The sequence below is a fragment of the Pseudomonas sp. TKO26 genome (assembly GCF_003225665.1).
Lineage (GTDB): Bacteria > Pseudomonadota > Gammaproteobacteria > Pseudomonadales > Pseudomonadaceae > Aquipseudomonas > Aquipseudomonas saponiphila.
In genome coordinates this window covers 151,549-169,508 of the sequence record NZ_QKLN01000009.1, presented here as the reverse complement: position 1 = coordinate 169,508, position 17,960 = coordinate 151,549, and the positions used below count along the sequence as shown (strand labels likewise).

Annotated in this window: 22 protein-coding genes; 11 read left to right on the top strand and 11 right to left on the bottom strand. The window is 64.9% G+C overall.

Translation table 11 applies throughout. The features are described 5' to 3' along the window. Nucleotides 1-68 precede the first annotated feature (68 nt). Genes DNK59_RS15655 through DNK59_RS15645 form a run of 3 tightly spaced genes read right to left on the bottom strand, consistent with a single transcriptional unit; the run spans nucleotide 69 to nucleotide 1,925 of the window. Entirely contained in the window at nucleotides 69-611 is a 543-nt protein-coding gene (locus DNK59_RS15655) for a DUF2937 family protein (protein ID WP_110723771.1), read from the bottom strand. Nucleotides 612-621: 10 nt separating this feature from the next. After that, nucleotides 622-1,398 carry a class II glutamine amidotransferase gene (locus DNK59_RS15650; RefSeq protein WP_092320441.1) on the bottom strand — a complete coding sequence of 259 codons (777 nt, stop codon included), beginning with the start codon at nucleotides 1,396-1,398 and terminating at the stop codon, nucleotides 622-624. A 32-nt stretch (nucleotides 1,399-1,430) separates the two neighbouring features. Next, on the bottom strand, nucleotides 1,431-1,925 hold the full coding sequence (locus tag DNK59_RS15645) for an MFS transporter (protein WP_110723770.1): 495 nt from the start codon (nucleotides 1,923-1,925) through the stop codon (nucleotides 1,431-1,433). 100 nt (nucleotides 1,926-2,025) lie between these two features. On the opposite strand from DNK59_RS15645, the gene DNK59_RS15640 reads away from it, so the two are divergent. Both DNK59_RS15640 and DNK59_RS15635 read left to right on the top strand, forming a co-directional pair. Continuing rightward, nucleotides 2,026-4,080, top strand: coding sequence for a S9 family peptidase (locus DNK59_RS15640; RefSeq protein WP_110723769.1), 2,055 nt, complete (start codon nucleotides 2,026-2,028; stop codon nucleotides 4,078-4,080). A gap of 103 nt (nucleotides 4,081-4,183) precedes the next feature. Continuing rightward, nucleotides 4,184-4,657, top strand: coding sequence for a cyclic nucleotide-binding domain-containing protein (locus tag DNK59_RS15635; protein ID WP_092320438.1), 474 nt, complete (start codon nucleotides 4,184-4,186; stop codon nucleotides 4,655-4,657). Nucleotides 4,658-4,812: 155 nt separating this feature from the next. On the opposite strand, the gene DNK59_RS15630 is transcribed toward DNK59_RS15635, so the two are convergent. Further along, complete coding sequence (locus DNK59_RS15630; protein WP_110723768.1) at nucleotides 4,813-5,124, bottom strand: hypothetical protein; 312 nt, start codon at nucleotides 5,122-5,124, stop codon at nucleotides 4,813-4,815. A gap of 75 nt (nucleotides 5,125-5,199) precedes the next feature. On the opposite strand from DNK59_RS15630, the gene DNK59_RS15625 reads away from it, so the two are divergent. The 4 genes from DNK59_RS15625 (at nucleotide 5,200) to DNK59_RS15610 (ending at nucleotide 7,348) form a co-directional block, all read left to right on the top strand. Next, entirely contained in the window at nucleotides 5,200-5,886 is a 687-nt protein-coding gene (locus DNK59_RS15625) for a spermidine synthase (RefSeq protein ID WP_092320436.1), read from the top strand. Nucleotides 5,887-5,935: 49 nt separating this feature from the next. Further along, on the top strand, nucleotides 5,936-6,313 hold the full coding sequence (locus DNK59_RS15620; protein WP_016964441.1) for a YajD family HNH nuclease: 378 nt from the start codon (nucleotides 5,936-5,938) through the stop codon (nucleotides 6,311-6,313). 120 nt (nucleotides 6,314-6,433) lie between these two features. Beyond that, complete coding sequence (locus DNK59_RS15615) at nucleotides 6,434-6,901, top strand: RNA methyltransferase (RefSeq protein WP_011059840.1); 468 nt, start codon at nucleotides 6,434-6,436, stop codon at nucleotides 6,899-6,901. A gap of 81 nt (nucleotides 6,902-6,982) precedes the next feature. Continuing rightward, entirely contained in the window at nucleotides 6,983-7,348 is a 366-nt protein-coding gene (locus DNK59_RS15610) for a DUF2892 domain-containing protein (RefSeq protein WP_110723767.1), read from the top strand. A gap of 60 nt (nucleotides 7,349-7,408) precedes the next feature. On the opposite strand, the gene DNK59_RS15605 is transcribed toward DNK59_RS15610, so the two are convergent. Beyond that, nucleotides 7,409-8,644 (bottom strand): hypothetical protein, encoded by a 1,236-nt coding sequence (locus tag DNK59_RS15605; protein WP_110723766.1) that lies wholly within the window; start codon nucleotides 8,642-8,644, stop codon nucleotides 7,409-7,411. 185 nt (nucleotides 8,645-8,829) lie between these two features. After that, complete coding sequence (locus DNK59_RS15600) at nucleotides 8,830-9,279, bottom strand: YcgN family cysteine cluster protein (RefSeq protein ID WP_016964444.1); 450 nt, start codon at nucleotides 9,277-9,279, stop codon at nucleotides 8,830-8,832. A 273-nt stretch (nucleotides 9,280-9,552) separates the two neighbouring features. Between DNK59_RS15600 and DNK59_RS15595 the strand changes: the two genes are divergently transcribed. Next, complete coding sequence (locus DNK59_RS15595) at nucleotides 9,553-10,146, top strand: nitroreductase family protein (protein WP_110723765.1); 594 nt, start codon at nucleotides 9,553-9,555, stop codon at nucleotides 10,144-10,146. Nucleotides 10,147-10,214: 68 nt separating this feature from the next. On the opposite strand, the gene DNK59_RS15590 is transcribed toward DNK59_RS15595, so the two are convergent. From DNK59_RS15590 to DNK59_RS15575, 4 genes are all read right to left on the bottom strand, one after another. Further along, nucleotides 10,215-11,147, bottom strand: a complete 933-nt coding sequence (locus tag DNK59_RS15590) for a D-2-hydroxyacid dehydrogenase (protein WP_110723764.1) — start codon at nucleotides 11,145-11,147, stop codon at nucleotides 10,215-10,217. Nucleotides 11,148-11,267: 120 nt separating this feature from the next. Then, nucleotides 11,268-11,561, bottom strand: a complete 294-nt coding sequence (locus DNK59_RS15585; protein WP_092320431.1) for a YcgL domain-containing protein — start codon at nucleotides 11,559-11,561, stop codon at nucleotides 11,268-11,270. Beyond that, nucleotides 11,558-12,691, bottom strand: a complete 1,134-nt coding sequence (rnd, locus tag DNK59_RS15580) for a ribonuclease D (RefSeq protein ID WP_092320430.1) — start codon at nucleotides 12,689-12,691, stop codon at nucleotides 11,558-11,560. Before rnd ends, DNK59_RS15585 begins: the two co-directional genes overlap by 4 nt. Before the next feature lie 122 nt (nucleotides 12,692-12,813). Further along, on the bottom strand, nucleotides 12,814-13,476 hold the full coding sequence (locus tag DNK59_RS15575; RefSeq protein ID WP_110723763.1) for a class I SAM-dependent methyltransferase: 663 nt from the start codon (nucleotides 13,474-13,476) through the stop codon (nucleotides 12,814-12,816). 181 nt (nucleotides 13,477-13,657) lie between these two features. Here DNK59_RS15575 and DNK59_RS15570 point away from each other — a divergent pair, with 181 nt between their 5' ends. Continuing rightward, complete coding sequence (locus DNK59_RS15570; RefSeq protein WP_110723762.1) at nucleotides 13,658-14,446, top strand: transporter substrate-binding domain-containing protein; 789 nt, start codon at nucleotides 13,658-13,660, stop codon at nucleotides 14,444-14,446. Here DNK59_RS15570 and cynR read toward each other — a convergent pair. After that, nucleotides 14,419-15,309: a transcriptional regulator CynR gene (gene cynR, locus DNK59_RS15565; protein WP_110723761.1), complete on the bottom strand. Its 891-nt coding sequence runs from the start codon at nucleotides 15,307-15,309 to the stop codon at nucleotides 14,419-14,421. The two genes, DNK59_RS15570 and cynR, sit on opposite strands and share 28 nt — an antisense overlap. 108 nt (nucleotides 15,310-15,417) lie before the next feature. Between cynR and DNK59_RS15560 the strand changes: the two genes are divergently transcribed. The 3 genes from DNK59_RS15560 (at nucleotide 15,418) to DNK59_RS15550 (ending at nucleotide 17,947) form a co-directional block, all read left to right on the top strand. Then, entirely contained in the window at nucleotides 15,418-16,077 is a 660-nt protein-coding gene (locus tag DNK59_RS15560; protein WP_092320426.1) for a carbonic anhydrase, read from the top strand. A 36-nt stretch (nucleotides 16,078-16,113) separates the two neighbouring features. After that, nucleotides 16,114-16,584 (top strand): cyanase, encoded by a 471-nt coding sequence (gene cynS / locus DNK59_RS15555; RefSeq protein ID WP_092320425.1) that lies wholly within the window; start codon nucleotides 16,114-16,116, stop codon nucleotides 16,582-16,584. A gap of 178 nt (nucleotides 16,585-16,762) precedes the next feature. Continuing rightward, complete coding sequence (locus DNK59_RS15550) at nucleotides 16,763-17,947, top strand: cyanate transporter (protein WP_092320424.1); 1,185 nt, start codon at nucleotides 16,763-16,765, stop codon at nucleotides 17,945-17,947. Nucleotides 17,948-17,960 lie beyond the last annotated feature (13 nt).

Below are 17,960 nucleotides of genomic sequence, written 5' to 3'. Positions count from 1 at the left end.
CGAAAGCGATCTGCAGCCAGGCGCAGGACCTGCGGGCGCCTTCGCCGGCAAGCCGGCTCCTGCAGGGGTCAGAGGCCCTTGAGATCGCGTTCTTCGATGGGCCGGCTCTGGCGCAAGCGCCGGCCACCCAGGACCACCCAATCGATCAGGCGGTACAGGCACTCAAGGCCAAAGGACAGCAGCATGGCGCCGCTCATGCCCCAGATCATCGCTTCCGGGGTCAACAGGATCTGGTAGCTGTAGCCGTCCCAGGTTTCCTTGCGGATCTGCGGATCGGCCGCCAGGGCCACTTGCAGCAGGCGGATGTACCAGGGGCCTTGCATGGCCTGGTATTGCTTGTCCAGGGCCAGCTGGCGCTGCAGCAAGCCGCTCAGGCTATCGGCATCGCTGCGGAACACCGGGTCTTCGCTGGCCCGGTAGTGAGCCACCAGTGCATTCAGGTCGCCCTTGAAGAACTGCTGCGCGGTGCCCTGGAAGCCCCGCAAGCTGTTCTGCGACTCAATCAAGTGGGCTTCCACGCGTTTGGCGTAGTCGCTGATGAAACCCGGCACTTGCACACCGACCAGCAGGCCGGCGGCGAACAACACCAGCCGCAGATAACTGAGCAACATAGAGATGTCCTTATTCGGTCTGGCCGTGGCTGACGCATTCACCGCGCCGCCACAGGCTCCATTGGCCCGGCTGATAGCGGGTCCAGGTTTCATTTTCGGTCAGCGGTTCGGTGGCGATTACCGTCACTACGTCGTTGGGCGTGGTTTCGGCCTGGAAGTCGACGATCACATCGACATCCTTGAGCCGGGCCGGGCCGAACGGCGCGCGCCGGGTGATCTGCGCCAGCTTGGTGGAGCAGAAGCAGAACAGCCAGTCACCGTCACTGAGCAGCCCGTTGAACACGCCTTTGCTGCGGTATTCGCTGCAGGCCCGGATCAGGATCGGCAGCAGTTGCTCGATCTCCACCGGCTCGGGAAAGGCTTCGCGTACCCGGTTGAGCAAGTCGCAGAACGCCGCCTCGCTGTCGGTGTCCCCCACCGGGCGATAGAAGCTGGCCTGGGGCTGGAAGTCCGCCAACTGGCCGTTATGGGCAAAGCACCAGTTGCGGCCCCAGAGTTCGCGGACAAAGGGATGGGTATTGGCCAGGCAGACCTTGCCGACGTTGGCCTGGCGAATGTGACCGATCACCACTTCGCTCTTGATCGGGTAGCGCTGCACCAGATTGGCCACTTCCGACTCGCAGCTGGCCGCCGGGTCCTGGAACAGGCGCAGGCCACGGCCTTCGTAGAAGGCGATGCCCCAACCGTCGCGGTGGGGGCCGGTGCGGCCACCGCGCTGCATCAGCCCGGTAAAGCTGAAGACGATATCGGTCGGTACATTGGCGCTCATGCCCAATAACTCACACATGCTCGGACTCTCGCTTGAATGCCGGGGCCAGGTTACAGACGCGGCTCGACCCGCGTATTCAGGGGAGTGCCCGCGGCAGGCCGACCATAACGGTCGTTGCCGGCAGCGCCAAAGGGCTGGTCATCCTCGATTTCGGCGGCCTTGGCCGCGGCTTTCGCCGCTTCGTTACGCTCGCGGCGCTCCCTGGCGGCGCGCTCGATGGGCCAGCGGATCAGCACGAACAGCAGGTACACGCCAAAGGCGATCATGCCGTACATGAACAGGTCGGATACCGCGCGCCAGGCGTTGTTGCCCACCTTGAAGGCGATGTCCAGGGCCGTGATGGCAATGGCCGGGGCAAATTTATCCTTGACCGAGTCGATGATGGTGGGGCTGAACAACAGCACCGCCATCAGCACACGCAGCGGCTCGCGCAGCCAGCGCCACATCCAGCGGGTCAGGCGCATCCACACCAGCAGGCAGCCCAAGGCGGCGAAGGCATAGAGCCCCCAGGCGATCAGATAGTCGTTCTCGGTCATGGTGTCCATGGCAAGGCAGGCAAAGAGGCGCTTATGATAACGACTTTTCCCGTGTCAGGCTGCAACGCCGTCTGCCCAGCCCTCATTTGTCATCGCCCGAGAGCCCACCATGCCCTTAACCGCCAACGACAGCAGTGCCCCGATTGCCCACAAGGCCGCCGGCGCTGACCCGTATGCCTGGCTGCAGGAACGCGACACCGACGCGGTGCTCGATTACCTGAAGGCTGAAAACAGCTACCTCGACGCCCAGCTGGCGCACCAGGCGCCGCTGCGCGAGACGCTGTTCCAGGAGATCAAGGGCCGGATCCTCGAAACCGACCTGTCCCTGCCCTCGCCCTGGGGCCCGTACCTGTATTACACCCGCACCACCGCCGGTGACGAATACCCTCGCCACTACCGCTGCCCGCGTCCGACGGATGACAGCCTGACGGTGGACGAAAGCCGCGAACAGCTGTTGCTGGACCCCAACGCCCTGGCCAACGGCGGATTCTTCTCCCTCGGTGCCTTCAGCATCAGCCCCGACCATCAGCGCCTGGCCTACAGCCTCGATACCACCGGCGAGGAAATCTACACCCTGTTCGTCAAGGAACTGGCCAACGGCAAGGTCAGCGAGCTGTCCTTCGACAACTGCGACGGCAGCATGACCTGGGCCAACGACAGCCTGACCCTGTTCTTCGGCGAGTTGGACGACACTCACCGCCCGCACAAACTGCTGCGCTACCGCCTGGACGGCACGGCCGCCGAGGAAGTGTTCCACGAGCCGGACGGGCGCTTCTTCCTGCACTGCTACCGCTCAAGCTCCGAACGCCAGTTGCTGCTGTCCCTGGGCAGCAAGACCACCGGCGAAACCTGGGTCCTGGACGCCGCACGGCCCGAGCAGCCCTTTACCTGCATGGCGCCCCGGGTCGAAGGCCATGAATACGATGTCGACCATGGCCAGCTCGACGGCCAGTGGACCTGGTTCATCCGCAGCAACCGCGAAGGCATCAACTTCGCCCTCTACCAGGCAGCAGACACCGGCGCGATCCCCGAGCAAAGCGACTGGCAACGGCTGGTGCCGCACAACCCCGAGGTGATGCTCGACGGCGTGACCCTCAACGCCGGCGCCATGACCCTGAGCCTGCGCGAAGGCGGCCTGCCGATCATCGAAGTGCACCCGCAAGGCCTGCCCGCCTATCGTGTGCAACTGCCGGATGCGGCCTACAGCCTGCACGTGCACAACAGCCTGGAGTTTTCCAGCTCGCGCATCCGCCTGCGCTACGAGGCGCTCAATCGCCCGGCCCAAGTGCGTCAGTTGCAACTGGCCGACGGCCAGCAGCAGGTATTGAAGGAAACCCCGGTACTGGGCCCGTTCGACCCTGATGCCTACGTCAGCCAGCGCCTCTGGGCCACCGCCGCCGACGGCACCCAGGTGCCCATCAGCCTGGTGGTCAAGCGCGAATGCCTGGGCCAGCCGACGCCCCTGTACCTGTACGGCTACGGCGCCTATGGCGAGAGCCTCGACCCCTGGTTCTCCCACGCGCGCCTGAGCCTGCTCGATCGCGGCGTGGCCTTTGCCATCGCCCACGTGCGCGGCGGCGGCGAGCTGGGGGAAGCCTGGTACCGCGCCGGCAAGCAGGAACACAAGCAGAACACCTTCGGCGACTTCATCGCCTGCGCCGAACACTTGATCGCCCAGGGCCTGACCAGCGCCCAGCAGTTGGCCATCAGCGGCGGCAGCGCCGGCGGCCTGCTGATCGGCGCGGTGCTCAACCAGCGCCCCGAGCTGTTCCGGGTGGCCATCGCCGAAGTGCCCTTCGTCGATGTACTCAACACCATGCTCGATCCGGAGCTGCCACTGACCGTCACCGAATACGACGAATGGGGCAACCCCGAGGAGCCGCAAGTCCATGAGCGGATCAAGGCCTACGCGCCCTACGAGAACGTCCGCGCCCAGGCCTACCCGGCCACTCTGGTGATCGCCGGCTACAACGACAGTCGCGTGCAGTACTGGGAAGCGGCCAAATGGGTGGCCAAACTGCGGGCCACCAAGACCGACGACAACCCGCTGCTGCTCAAGACCGAACTCGGCGCCGGGCATGGCGGCATGAGCGGCCGTTACCAGGGATTACGTGACGTAGCCCTCGAATATGCCTTCGTCCTGAACATTCTGGGCCTGGGCTGAGGAACTCTCGGCGGCGCTCCTGTCTTAACCCAGGATCGCCGCCGGCAAACGCCGGACCGGGCCTGCGCCCGTGCAACAGACACAAGAAAAAGACCCTGATCCCATGTCCGAACCCACCTTACTGAACAACGAGATCCGCGACTGGCTGATGGACTGCGGCCTGTTCGACCAACTGCTGCCCGCCGACTTCAACGCTGCGGCGGGCTACTTCAGCATCAGCAGCATCGCCCAGGGCCAGGCGGTTTTTCGCGAAGGCGATGCCGGCAGCTTCATGTGCATCATCCACAGCGGCCAGGTAGCCGTGCAAAAGAGCACCCAGGACGGCCAGCCCCTGACCATCGCCACTCTGCGCAGCGGTCGGGCCTTTGGCGAGATGGCGGTGCTCGATGGCGAGCGACGCTCGGCCACTTGCGTGGCGGCCAGTGATTGCCAATTGCTCAACCTGGGCAAGGACTCCCTAGAAAAGATGCTCAACGAGGCACCGAAGATCGCCGCCAAGATCATCCGCGCCCTGGCCGTGTCGCTGTCCAAGCGCCTGCGCATGGCCGACGGCCAGTTGCTCGCGCAGCAGTACTGACCCCCCGTGGCGAGGGAGCTTGCTCCCGCTGGGTGGCATAGCCACCCCAATGGCCGCTACTCGTTTTCAACCCTTGCAACCTGGGCTCAGGTGTTGCGGCCGCTGCGCGGCCGAGCGGGAGCAAGCTCCCTCGCCACACCAGCCTGCTACAACCATCAGCCCTGCGTCTTGGCCTTGTTGTCGTTCTGCTCCAGCCCCGGCAGGGTCTGGTCCTTGGGTGGCTTGGGCATGTCGATCGGCGGCAGCAGGGGCGCGCTGCCACTGCTGCCGGCTTTGGGCGTGCTGGGCGGGGTCACTTGCGGATAAGGCGTGGGCGTTGCGGTGCCCGGGGCGCCGAGGTTGGGCGTTGGGGTCACCACCGGGGCGCTTTGCGGCTCGTCGGCCAGGGCCGGGCCAACACTCAGCGCCAGGGCGGCGGTCAGGGCGAGCGCCGCTTGGGCAATCACCGTTAGAATAGTGCGCTTCATCAATGGCTCCATTGCTATTGTCTGGCGTCAGGCTACTCCCAACCGGGAGCTTTTGCCTTCCTCAATGAGATCTCCATGAAACGTTTCGTACTGCTGGACACCACTGCGATTCCCGACAACGGCGGTGCCTTGTGCCTGTTCGAATACGGTGAGGATTTCGTCATCAAGATCCAGGGCGGCGACGGCGGCCAGTTGATGAACACCCGCATGCACGGCTCCGAGGACGCCCTGGCGCAGATCCCTTGCAGCAAGGTCGCCGGGCGTGCGAACTCGCGGGTGCTGATCGGCGGTCTGGGCATGGGCTTCACCCTGGCCGCGGCCCTCAAGCACCTGGGCCAGAGTGCCGAGGTGGTGGTCGCCGAACTGGTGCCCGGGGTGGTGGAATGGAACCGTGGCCCGCTCGGGGAAAAATCCGGTCGGCCGCTGCTGGACCCGCGCACGGTGATCCGCCTGGAGGACGTGGCCAAGGTCCTGCAAGCCGAACCCCAGGGCTTCGACGCGATCATGCTCGACGTCGACAACGGCCCCGAAGGCCTGACCCAGAAAGCCAACAGCTGGCTCTACTCCAGCGCCGGCCTGGCGGCTTGCGCCAGGGCCCTGCGGCCCAAGGGGGTGCTCGCGGTGTGGTCGGCCAGCGCCGACCAGAAGTTCTCCGAGCGCCTGCGCAAGGCCGGCTTCAAGGCCGAGGAAGTGCAGGTGTACGCCCACGGCAATCGTGGCACCCGGCACACCATCTGGATTGCCGAGAAGCTCAAGGCCTGAGCTAAACTTTGTCCATTACCGTCATTAGTCCTTCTACAAAGGTGAACCCATGAGTTCGTCCACTCCCCCGTCCAACACCGCCAAGCTGGACCGTATCCTTGCCGACGCCCAGCGCGACCGGGAAATGGGCTACCGCGACAAGGCGCTGAAGATGTACCCCCACGTCTGTGGCCGCTGCGCCCGGGAATTCTCCGGCAAGCGCCTGAGCGAGCTGACCGTGCACCACCGCGATCACAACCACGACAACAACCCCCAGGACGGCTCCAACTGGGAGCTGTTGTGCCTGTACTGCCACGACAACGAGCACTCGCGCTACACCGACCAGCAGTACTTCGGCGAAGGCTCGCTGAGTACGCCGAAAGTCGCCAAGGCGACCCACAACCCATTCGCCGCCCTGGCTGGGTTGATGAAGAAAGACAGCGAGTAACCCCTTCGCCGGCCAGCCCGCTCCCGCAGCAGCGGGCTGGCCCGCGAACCGCCGAACACCCCGCCACACCCCGCCCAATCCCCGTATAATCGCGCTCTTTTCCCCCAAGGCTCCCTGCTCGTGGCAAACAAAAGGTACAGCTGCATCGGTTTGTATAACCCCAAGTCGCCGGAGAACGTTGGTTCGGTGATGCGTGCCGCCGGCTGCTATGGCGTCGCCTCGGTGTTCTACACCGGCAAGCGTTATGAGCGTGCCCGCGACTTCGTCACCGACACCAAGAAAGTCCACCAGGACATTCCCCTGATCGGCATCGACGACCTGAAGAAAATCCTCCCCCTGGGCTGCATCCCGGTGGCCGTGGAACTGGTGGAAGGCGCCCGCCCGCTGCCGGAATACACCCACCCGGATCGCGCGCTGTACATCTTCGGCCCGGAAGACGGTTCCCTCGACAAGGAGATCCGCGACTGGTGCGAGGACGTGGTCTATATCCCCACCACCGGCTGCATGAACCTGGCCGCCACGGTCAACGTGGTGCTCTACGACCGCCTGGCCAAAGGCAACAACACCCGCTCCGGGCCCAAGTTCTGAAGACACGCCGGACAACTGGCGGGAACCCCCGTGCCCCAGGTGCAGTCAGCTGCATACCCTTAGGTCCATTGGAGACAGATCATGAGCGAGCGCAAACAACTGCAAACCATCAAGCCGGCCCCGCTTCAAGCACAGCAGAACGTCCAGGGTTGGGAACGCATCGGCTCCCTGGCCGGTGGCGTGGTGATGCTGGGCAAGGGCCTGCGCCGTGGCGGCGTGTTCGGCCTGATCCAGGTGGCCATTGGCGGCGTCGCCCTGGCACGGGGCATCACCGGGCACAGCTCGGCCAAGAGCCTGCTGGAAAAAGGCCGCCAGGACCTGCATCAGGTGCGCGGCAAGATCGAACGCGCCGGTGAAGAACTGCGCAACTTGAAGGCCAACGCCGAAGCGGCAGGCCGCAACGCCAACGCCGCCAGCCATGATGAAACGAAGGTGCCCAAGGCCTGATCCCGGGGCGTCCCGATGGACGCCTCAAGCGATTGGTCGGCGCCGGGGCATTACTGCTGGCTAGTGCAGCAGGCTGGTGTCGAGAACCTTGGATGACTCGCCCAGCACGCTTTCACTGAGCTGGATGAACTCATCGGTGCTGACGCTCTGCAGGCGCATCGCCCCTTGCAGCACATCGTCCAGTGAGCGCTTGTTGCGGGTCTTGAGGCGGATTTCCCGGTCCAGCTCCTGCAACAGCAACACCGCCTTGGCCACCGTGGCGCTATCCACCTGCTCGCCCCGCAGGCTGCTGACCTTGTGGCTGTCCTTGATCAGGTGCCGGTGCAGAACCTGATAACGCTCGTCACTGATCCCGCCGGCGCGGCGCAGCAATTCAATGGCGTAATACTCGGCCAGGCCTTCGCTGATCCAGTCGCTGCGCTGGCTGTCGTTGATGCGCGCCAACGACTGCACCAGCTCCCGCAGCAACGGGCTGCTGCCGCTCTCGCTGACCAGCGGCAGGCGACTGTGGAGGAACAGCGAATCGCGCCCGGCCAGGCTGCCCCGCCACATCGGATCGGCCGCACCGACAATCAGCAGCTTGCCCGGCTGACGGGGAAACACCGCCTGCACTTGCGGCCAGACAAAAGTCAGCAGCGTCAGCACATCCATGCGCCGCATGCCCTGGCCCAGGGGCGAGGCGACGCTGACCTCGGTAGTCCCCAGGCGCGTGCGGCGGCTGCCCAGGTTGCCGGCCAGCATCCAGCCGGTGGGGCGATCGAACAGGCGCGAGGGGTTGTCGATGCGAAAGCGATTCTTGCCGATGCGCGGCCAGGCAGTCTCGATGCTCTTCCAGCCGGCGGGCAAGTCGAAATCCAGACGCGACACCAGCTCGACCCCGTCCTGCTGATCGATCCGCGCCGGCGGCACCAGGGTTTCGCCGCGCAGCAGCGCCCAGTTGGCGGTGCTGCGGCTGTCGTAGCTGCCCTTCTTGATGCTGTGGCTCAAACGCACCCGGTAGCTGAGGCTGGCCTTGCCGCTGGCCGGGCGCCAGATGCCGCGCTGGCCGCCAGCATCGGCCGACGCCGCCTGCCATTGACCGTCGGCCTTGAAATCGCTGTAGTCGCCGCCGGCGCCCAGGTCGAAATCCAGGCTGCGCAGGACCGTGCCCTCGGCCAGGGTCAGGCGCACCTCGGCCTGATCGCTCTGGGGCAAAAAGCGCACGTGATAATCCAGATCGACCTTCTGCGCCGCAACGACCGATGCGCTCAGCGCCAGCAGCGCAGTGGCCAGCGCCAGCTTCGCCCCCACCCTCATACATTCTCCTTGCGGTAAACCCCTTGAGAAGCTGCTCATCATCTGCCGCGCTGGGTTCAGGCGGGGTTGCAAACCGCTTCGAATGCTCATTCAGCCCCCAAATTCCCTTTTCTTGGCCATTTCTGCCTTGCCTGAACCTTGCCCGCTGGAACCTGAACAGGCGCTGCGGCCGGCGCGGCCAGTCCTCAGCCGGCGCGGAAAATCAGATGATCCTCCCAGTCTTCCTCCGCCACGCTGCCTTCGGCGAGCATGCGACCGGACTGGGAAATACGCTCGTGGTGCACCGCATCGCGATCGCCGCACACCAAGTGGTGCCAGAGCGGCAGGTCCTTGCCTTCGCTGACCAGGCGGTAGCCACAGGTAGGCGGCAGCCACTTGAACTCGTCAGCCTTGCCCGGCGTCAGCTGAATGCAGTCGGGCACCGAGGCACGGCGATTGGCGTAGTCGCTGCACTGGCAGGTCTTCAGGTCCAGCAGTTTGCAGGCGATGCGCGTGTAATAGACGCTGTTGTCGTCCTCGTCCTCAAGCTTCTGCAGGCAGCACAGGCCACAGCCATCGCACAACGACTCCCATTCGTCCTGGTCGAGTTGTTCGAGGGTTTTGCGTATCCAGAAAGGTTCGACTTTGGCGGCCATGGCTCAAGCATCAGTATCCGAGGGTGAAAAGGCCGCCAGTCTAGTGCCCAAGCCCCCTTGGGCCAAGCGCTACTGACTGCCGGTAGCCCGAGACTTGTCAGCCGGCCATGGGCACAGTAGCTTTGCCCCTCGGACCGCCCCGTGTCCGTGTGCCATTAACGCTCGACCGCGTCGCACCCGGCAAACCGCACGGGGCCCGGAATGCCCCTTCGCTCAGCCAACTGCGCTTGCCGGTTTATTCCACTCTTCTCACTTGCTGCCAGGAGTCTTTCCATGAGCGCCAATCCTCGCGTTGCCGATTACGCCATCCATCCGCAGTTCACCCAGCGCTGGTCGCCCCGGGCCTTCACCGGCGAAAGCATCCCGGAAGAAACCCTGCTGAGCTTCTTCGAGGCCGCGCGCTGGGCGCCTTCGGCCTACAACTCGCAGCCCTGGCGCTTTCTCTATGCCCGCCGCGACACACCGAACTGGGAACGCTTCCTCGGCCTGCTCAACGAATTCAACCGTGGCTGGGCGCAGCACGCCTCGGCCCTGGTGATCGTGATTTCCAAGACCACCTTCACCGCCCCTGGCGCCACGGAAGAATCCCCGGCGCTGTGGCACACCTTCGACACCGGTTCGGCCTGGGGCCACCTGGCACTGCAGGCGAGCCTGAGTGGCTGGCACACCCACGGCATGGCCGGCTTCGATCAGGAACTGACGCGCAAGGAACTGAAGATTCCCGAAGGCTATGCCCTGCATGCCGCCGTGGCGGTGGGCAAGCTGGGAGACAAGTCGACCCTGGCCGAATACCTGCAGGCCCGGGAAGAACCAAGCCCGCGTCGTCCCCTGAGCGAAACCGTGGCCGAAGGCGACTTCAGCCTTTAAGGCCGCCACAAGCCCCAAGCCGGCAGCTACAAGCTTGAAGCTGCCGGCTTGAAGCTTGCCGCTGTGCTCTAGTAGCCGCGAGCGAAATCCACTTCGCCGCGCAAGGCCTGCCTGGCCTCGTAGGCCCGCAGGTTGTCGACAAACAGCTGCACCATCAATTCCGGCGAAGTCGGCGCCGAACTGTGGCCGGTCAGCAGCAAGCCCCAGGCGGTCCAGAACGGGTGCCGTTGCGGCAGCGGTTCCTGGCGGCAGACATCGATCACGGCTCCGGCCAGATGACCCTCCTTGAGGGCCTGCACCAGGTCCGCATCGACCACGGAAACACCGCGCCCGACATTGATGAACAGCCCGCTGGGCTTGAATTGCCTGAACAGCGCGGCGTCATACAGGTCGTGGGTGCTGGGAGTGTTGGGCAACAGGTTGACCACGTAATCCACCTCCCCCACCAAGCGTCCCAGGTCTTGCAGCCCGGCCACTTCGATAAAGGGCGCCTGCTCCCGGGCCTGGCTGGCGATGCCGTACAGCTTGACCCCGAACGGCACCAGGAACTGCGCCACGCTCTGGCCGATATCGCCGGTGCCGACGATCAGCACCTTGCGTCCCACCAGGCTCTGGCCCAGGCGGTTGTCCCACTTGCGTTCCACCTGGCTGACCAGCCGCGCCAGCACTTCGCGCTCATGGCCGAGGATGTAGGTCAGCACGTACTCGGCCATCACCTGGCCAAAGATGCCCACTGCCCGGGTCAGGCGGTAATGCCGGGGCAAACCGTCGGCCAGCAGCGGAGTGATGCCGGCCCAGGTGGATTGCAACCACCGGGGCTGGTGCCCCTGGCGCAACAGGGTGGCCAGCAGGTCCGGCTGCCCCAGCCAGACCGGGCAATCGGCCGCCAGCCGCGACAGCTCGGCGGAGTCACCGCTGGTCAGCACTTCCAGCTCCGGGGCCGCCTGACGCAACAGGCGGGCATAAACAGCGTGATCGTGTTCGGCAATCAGAACGCGCATGGCTCAAACCTTAAAAAACGGTGCAGGTCGCCGCCGACGGAGTATCGCTCCATCGATCAAGGCGGCGGCCAAGTCAGTCAGTTTGCATCTAACAGCGGCTCGGGACCGAGCCGCTACGGGTCAGACCGGATCATTGCGACGCAGCAGCTCTTCGGGCAAATGCTCGATGTACTCGTCTTCGGCCGGCGGCATCTGCAGGTGATAACCCTGCTTATCGAGGTTCTCCAGTACCTGGTGGATATCCTCCCGGGACAGCTTGCGCTCCGGGGTCAGGACCAGGTCGAAGGCATGTTGCGGCTTGCCGAAAGCCAGCAGCAGGTTTTCCGGCACGCGTTCCAGAGCCTCGCTTTTGAGTACGTAGAGGTACATCTCGTTCTTGCGCGGGCTTTTATAGATGGAGCAGATACGTTTCAAGGCTGTTCTCCGGCGGTGGCCAGGCTGTCCAGCAGTGCCTGGCCCATCAATTCGCGGCGCCAGCCACGCAGCGAATCAGGCAATTGGTAGGGCCCGTTGGGGAAACCGCTCTTGAGCAGGCTTTCCAGGGTTTTCTTGCGCAACATGACTTCCGGGGCGATGCCCAGGCGCTCGGCCTCGACCTGGCCCACAGCCTTGAGGCGCTTGAGCAGGGTCGCGGCTTCGATCGGCAACGGCTCGGGGATGGCCGGTGGCCACTGGTCCGGGCCCAGGGCTGCGGTGCGCTTGATCAGGTCGAGGAGAAACTCGCCGTCCTGGCGCACGGTACGCGGGTGCATGTCTTCGATCTTGGCCAGCGCCGCCAGGGTCTCGGGCTGGGTCTTGGCCAGGGGCCAGAGGGCGTGCTCACGCACGATGCGGTTGCGCGGCAAGTCCCGGGCACGGGCTTCACGCTCGCGCCAGGCACAGAGCTCGCGCAGCACGGCCAACTGGGCGCGGGACAGTTTCCAGGCCAGCTTGGCCTCGCGATAGACCTCGTAGGGGTCCACTTCACGGCGCAGGTTGGCCACCAGCTCGGCACCGTCTTCGAGCACCCAGCGGTACTTGTCTGCGGACAACTTGGGCCGCAGTTCGGTGAACACCTGGGCCAGGTGCACGGCGTCTTCGGCGGCGTAGCTGACCTGGGTTTCCGACAGCGGACGCTGCAGCCAGTCGGAGCGGGTTTCGCCCTTGGGCAACTCGATCCCCAGGACTTCCTGCACCAGGCGCGAATATCCCATGGAGAAACCCAGGTTCAGGTAGGCGGCCGCCAGTTGGGTGTCGAACAATGGCGCCGGCAGGCTGCCGGTCAGACGCAGCAGGACTTCGAGGTCTTCGCTGCAGGCATGCACCACCTTGACCACCGCCGGGTTCTCCAGCAGGGCCGCCAGGGGCTGCCAGTCGTCGATGGTCAAAGGATCAATCAGGTAGGCGCGCTGCCCATCGCCAATCTGCAACAGGGCGGCGATGGGGTAAAAAGTATCGACCCGCATGAATTCGGTGTCGAGGGCGACGAAGGGCAATTGCTGCCACTGAGCACAAAGCTGACCGAGGCTATCGTTGTCGCGAATCCAGTGTATATCGATGGCCACACGGCTCTCCCTTGAAGAATGGCGCGCAGTATATATCGCCGCCGGCGATTTCTGAGCACTCACCCGACAAGAGCAAGTGCGAAACCTTCTGCCGGAGGGCAAGAATAGTCCGAGAGTGGTAACTAGCTGTGTTTTCTGAGGACGTAGACCCGCAGCGCCCCAAAACCGGGCAGCAGATCCTGATGGCTCAGGACCTCAAAGTCGGCCTGCCTGAACTCGCCTTCCAGCAGCCCCTTGCTGACCGGGCGCAAGGCCGTAGGCCCGGCGGGCGCGGCCCCACGGACATTCAACAGCGGCTCGACCCGAGTGGCGATGATCACCGAGTCACGGCTGACCCGATGGAACTCCTGCAGCAGCGCCAGGCGGTCCTCGCTGTGGCTCACATGGGCGAAGAGCTGCATGCAGATGATGCTGTCCACCGCATTGGCCGGCAGACCGATGTCGAACGCCGAACTGTGAAAGGTCTTGACCCGTTGCATCAGGCTGGCCGGATGGTGGGTCTGGGCATGCTTGAGCATGTCCTGGGAAGGGTCAGCCGCCAGGATCACCCGATTGCCATGCTCGGCCAGCACTGGCCAGTAACGTCCGGCGCCGCAGGCCACGTCCAGGATCAGCCCCGGTTCCCCGGCCACTTTCAGGGCATGGCGGACCAGACACGTGGTGCGCCAGTGCGCCAGGCGTGCACCGAGCCCGACAGGCCGAGGTTCGCCGCAGACGCGCGCATGCTCCTGGTCGTAACGCCGAGCGAACTCCAGTTCGATGGACGGTGGGGGGTGAGACGACATGACTGGCGAGCTCTTGTGGGTATCCAGAGATTGCAGATTAACCAGTCGTTCGTGAAAAAAAGGTCGAAAGCCCGCACGCGCTCCTGTACCAGCGCTGAACAACCCCCTGCTTGCCCGCCCTTGACCGGACACCAATAATGCTCCGGCACCCCGCCCCGCCCACCACTCAAGGATCGACCCCATGCTCCGCCGCTTCCTGCTCTGCACCCTGCTGGGCCTCAGCGCCCCCGCCATCGGCTTCGCCCAGGACGCCAGCTCGCGCCTGGACCAGGTGCTCGAGCGCGGCCAGTTGAAGGTCTGCACCACCGGCGACTACAAGCCCTACAGCTACCTGCGCGACGACGGCCAGTACGAAGGCATCGACATTGCCATGGCCCAATCCCTGGCCCAGAGCCTTGGGGTCCGGGTGAAGTGGATCGGCACCACCTGGAAGAGCCTGATGGCCGACTTCCACAGCCAGCAGTGCGACATCGCCGTGGGCGGTATTTCGGTGTCCCTGGAGCGGCAGAAAACCGCCTTCTTCAGCCAGCCCCTGGGCGTCGACGGGAAGATTCCCCTGGTGCGCTGCCAGGACCTCAAGCGCTATGAAACCCTGGAGCAGATCAACCAGCCCTCGGTGCGCCTGATCGAACCGCCGGGCGGCACCAACGAAATCTTCGCCCGGGCACACGCGCCCAAGGCCAACCTGATCCTGTTCGCCGACAACGTGAAGATCTTCGATCAACTGCTGAGCAAACAGGCCGACGTGATGATCACCGACGCCTCGGAAGCGCGCTTCCAGCAAAAGCACAAGCCGGGCCTGTGCGCGGTCCATCCCGAACGCTACCTGCAATACAGCGAGAAGGCCTTCCTCCTACCCCGGGACGACATGGCCTGGAAAAGCTACGTCGACCAGTGGCTGCACCTGAGCAAGGCCACCGGCGCCTACGACCAGGTGGTCAATCAGTGGCTGGCCGCGCCCGCGCCCTGATCCAGCAGCATTTGCCGGAAAGCCTGGCTGGCGGCGCTGCGGTAGGCGCCACGGCGTTCCAGCAGCACCACGCGGCGTGGCGCCAGCGCTGACTGCAGGGCCAGGCTGCGCAACCCCGGCTGCTCCCGGGCAATCGAGCTGGGCAGGATAGTCGCCAACTGCCCGTGCCGGACCATCTCGACAATCGCGCTGACCGAATTGGCCTCGGCGACAATCCGCGGCGCAATGCCCTGCTGCCGGCAATACCGGTCGATATGCCGGCGGGTGGCGAAATCGCCACTGAGCAGCACCAGGGACTGACGGCCCAGCGCCTCGCTCGTCAGGGGCAGGCTGTCCGGCTGCGGGTACTGCGGGCCGACCATCAGGCTCAGGGTTTCGCTGAACAGCGCCTGGCTGTCGACCTCCGCCAGGTGCTCGCCGGCAAAGGCGATCGCCAGGTCCAGGCGGTCCTCGGCCAGCGCCGCTTCCAGGCGGTCCTGGGTCATTTCCTCGATGCTCAGATTGATGCCCGGATAGCGCTGGTGAAAGCGGCTGAGCAAGGGCCCGGCCAGGTAGGCGGTGAAGGTCGGGGTCAGCGCCAGGCGCAACGAGCCGCGGCTCAAGTCCTGTACATCGTGGATCGCCCGCTTGGCCGCTTGCAGATCCTGCAGCGCCCGCCGGGCATAGGCGACATAGGCCTGGCCCGCGTCGGTGAGGCGCACGCTGCGCCCGGAGCGATCGAACAGCGGTGCGCCCAGCGCTTCCTCCAATTGCTTGATCTGCTGCGACAGGGTCGGCTGCGACACATGCAGCGCCTCGGCGGCGCGGGTGAAATTGCAGTGCTCGGCCACGGCCAGCAGGTAACGGATATGACGCAGCAGCATGCAGGCTCCAACTATAGGCTGTACTTATGGAAAGCATAATAAGCCGGTCTTGGACGCTATAGCTGAAAACTTCCATCCTTGCCCCATCAGCGACGCAAGGAGAATCCCATGCAGAACATCATCGACGGCTTCCTCAAGTTCCAGCGCGAGGCCTTTCCTCAACGCAGTGCGCTATTCAAGCAACTGGCCAGCACCCAGAGCCCCGGCACCCTGTTCATCACCTGCTCCGACAGCCGGGTAGTGCCCGAGCTGCTGACCCAGCAGGAGCCCGGCGACCTGTTCGTGATCCGCAACGCCGGCAATATCGTGCCCAGCTACGGCCCCGAGCCGGGCGGCGTGTCGGCCACCGTGGAATATGCCGTCGCGGTGCTGGGGGTCAGCGACATCGTCATCTGCGGCCACTCCGACTGCGGCGCGATGACCGCCATAGCCTCCTGCACATGCCTCGACCACCTGCCCGCCGTGGCCAACTGGCTGCGCCACGCCGAGTCGGCCAAGGTGATCAACGCCGCCCGCCAGCACGCCTCGCCGGCCGCACACCTGGACGCCCTGGTGCGCGACAACGTGATTGCCCAGTTGGCTAACCTCAAGACCCACCCCGCGGTGGCCCTGGCCCTGGAACAGGGGCGGCTGAACCTGCATGGCTGGGTCTATGACATCGAAAGCGGCGCCATCGCCGCCCTCGACGGCAATCACCAACGCTTCGTGTCCCTGGCCGAGCATCCGCACACCTGTGCCCTGGCCAGCCAACCTTCCAGCGCGGCCTGAGCCGCTGCCCTTTCGTCACCCAAGAGGAATCACCCCATGCTGCAATCGCAATTTGCCCAAGCCCCACGCCTGGCCCTGGCCGACACCATCATCGATGCCAAGGCACGCAAGAACCTGTCGTGGCAGGACCTCACCGACGGCACCGGGCTGAGCCTGGCCTTCGTCACCGCCGCCCTGCTGGGCCAGCATGCCCTGCCGGCCGCAGCCGCCGACCTGGTGTGTAACAAGCTCGGCCTGGACCAGGACGCCAGCCGCCTGCTGCAAAGCATCCCCCTGCGCGGCAGCATCGCCGGTGGCATCCCCACCGACCCGACCGTGTACCGCTTCTACGAAATGCTCCAGGTCTACGGATCGACCCTCAAGGCCCTGGTCCACGAACAATTCGGCGACGGCATCATCAGCGCCATCAACTTCAAGCTGGACATCAAGAAGGTCGATGACCCCGAAGGCGGCTCCCGCGCCGTAATCACCCTGGACGGCAAATACCTGCCGACCAAGCCGTTCTAAAGGCAGCTTTGAGTGGCAAGCTTCAAGCTTCAAGCTGCAAGTTCAGGCACCCCGCTTGCAGCTTGCGGCTTGCGGCTTGCGGCTTATTTAATTCTTAAATAACACCTCAGACTTTCTGATTTGCGCCGTTTCTGAGCCGCACCGCCTAATCAGGCCCTGATTTCTTCAAGGTCTGGTTATGGAAAATATTCGTGCTACTTCCCGCCCCGCGCTCTGGCTGATGGTCAGCGTGATTCTGGTGGCGCTCAATCTGCGGCCGTCGATGGCCGCCGTCGGCCCGCTGCTGTCGGGCATCCGTGGCGACATTCCCTTGAGCTTCAGCCTGGCCTCGTTGCTGACCATGCTGCCGGTGATGGCCATGGGCCTGGCGATGTTCTTCGGCATGGCCATCAGCCAACGCCTGGGCGAACACCGTACCGTGCTCCTGTCACTGCTGATCATCGGCCTGGCGACCGTTTCGCGGTTGTTCATGGATTCGGCCGCCGAGCTGATTCTCAGCGCGGTGCTGGCCGGCATCGGCATCGCCCTGATCCAGGCGCTGATGCCGGCGCTGATCAAGTCGCGTTTTGCCGACAATGTCTCGCTGTTCATGGGCCTGTATGTCACCTCGATCATGGGCGGCGCGGCCATCGCGGCGTCCTTCGCCCCGCTGGTGATGAATTACAGCGGCAGCTGGCGCCTGGCCCTGGCGATCTGGGCCGCCCTGGCCCTGCTGGCGCTGGGGTTCTGGTACGCCCAGCGCAGCTCGCTGCCGAGCCTGCCCGCCTCGCGCGGCGCACGGGAATCCTTTGCCGGCAACCGTCGGGCCTGGCTGCTGGCGGTGTTCTTCGGCCTCGGCACCGCCTCCTACACCTGCGTGCTGGCGTGGCTGGCGCCCTATTACGTGGAGAACGGCTGGAGTGAACAGAACGCCGGCCTGCTGCTGGGCTTTCTCACCGCCATGGAAGTGCTTTCCGGGCTGGTCACCCCGGCCATCGCCAACCGCAACCCGGACCGGCGCCGGGTCCTGGCGGGCCTGCTGCTGCTGATCATCGCCGGCTTCTGCGGCTTGATCCTCAGCCCGCAGCACCTGAGCCTGCTCTGGCCATGCCTGCTGGGCCTGGGCATTGGCGGGCTGTTTCCCATGAGCCTGATCGTATCCCTGGACCACCTGCCCGACCCGCGCCGGGCCGGCGGCCTGACTGCCTTCGTGCAGGGCATCGGCTACCTGATCGCCGGCCTGTCGCCGCTGCTGGCGGGGGTGATCCGCGACCAGCTGGGCAGCTTCGAATGGGCCTGGTGGTCACTGACCGCCGTGATGCTGGTGATGGTCCTCATGGTGCTGCGTTTCGATCCGCGGCATTACCGCCAGCACATCCGCTGATCCACCGGAGCCT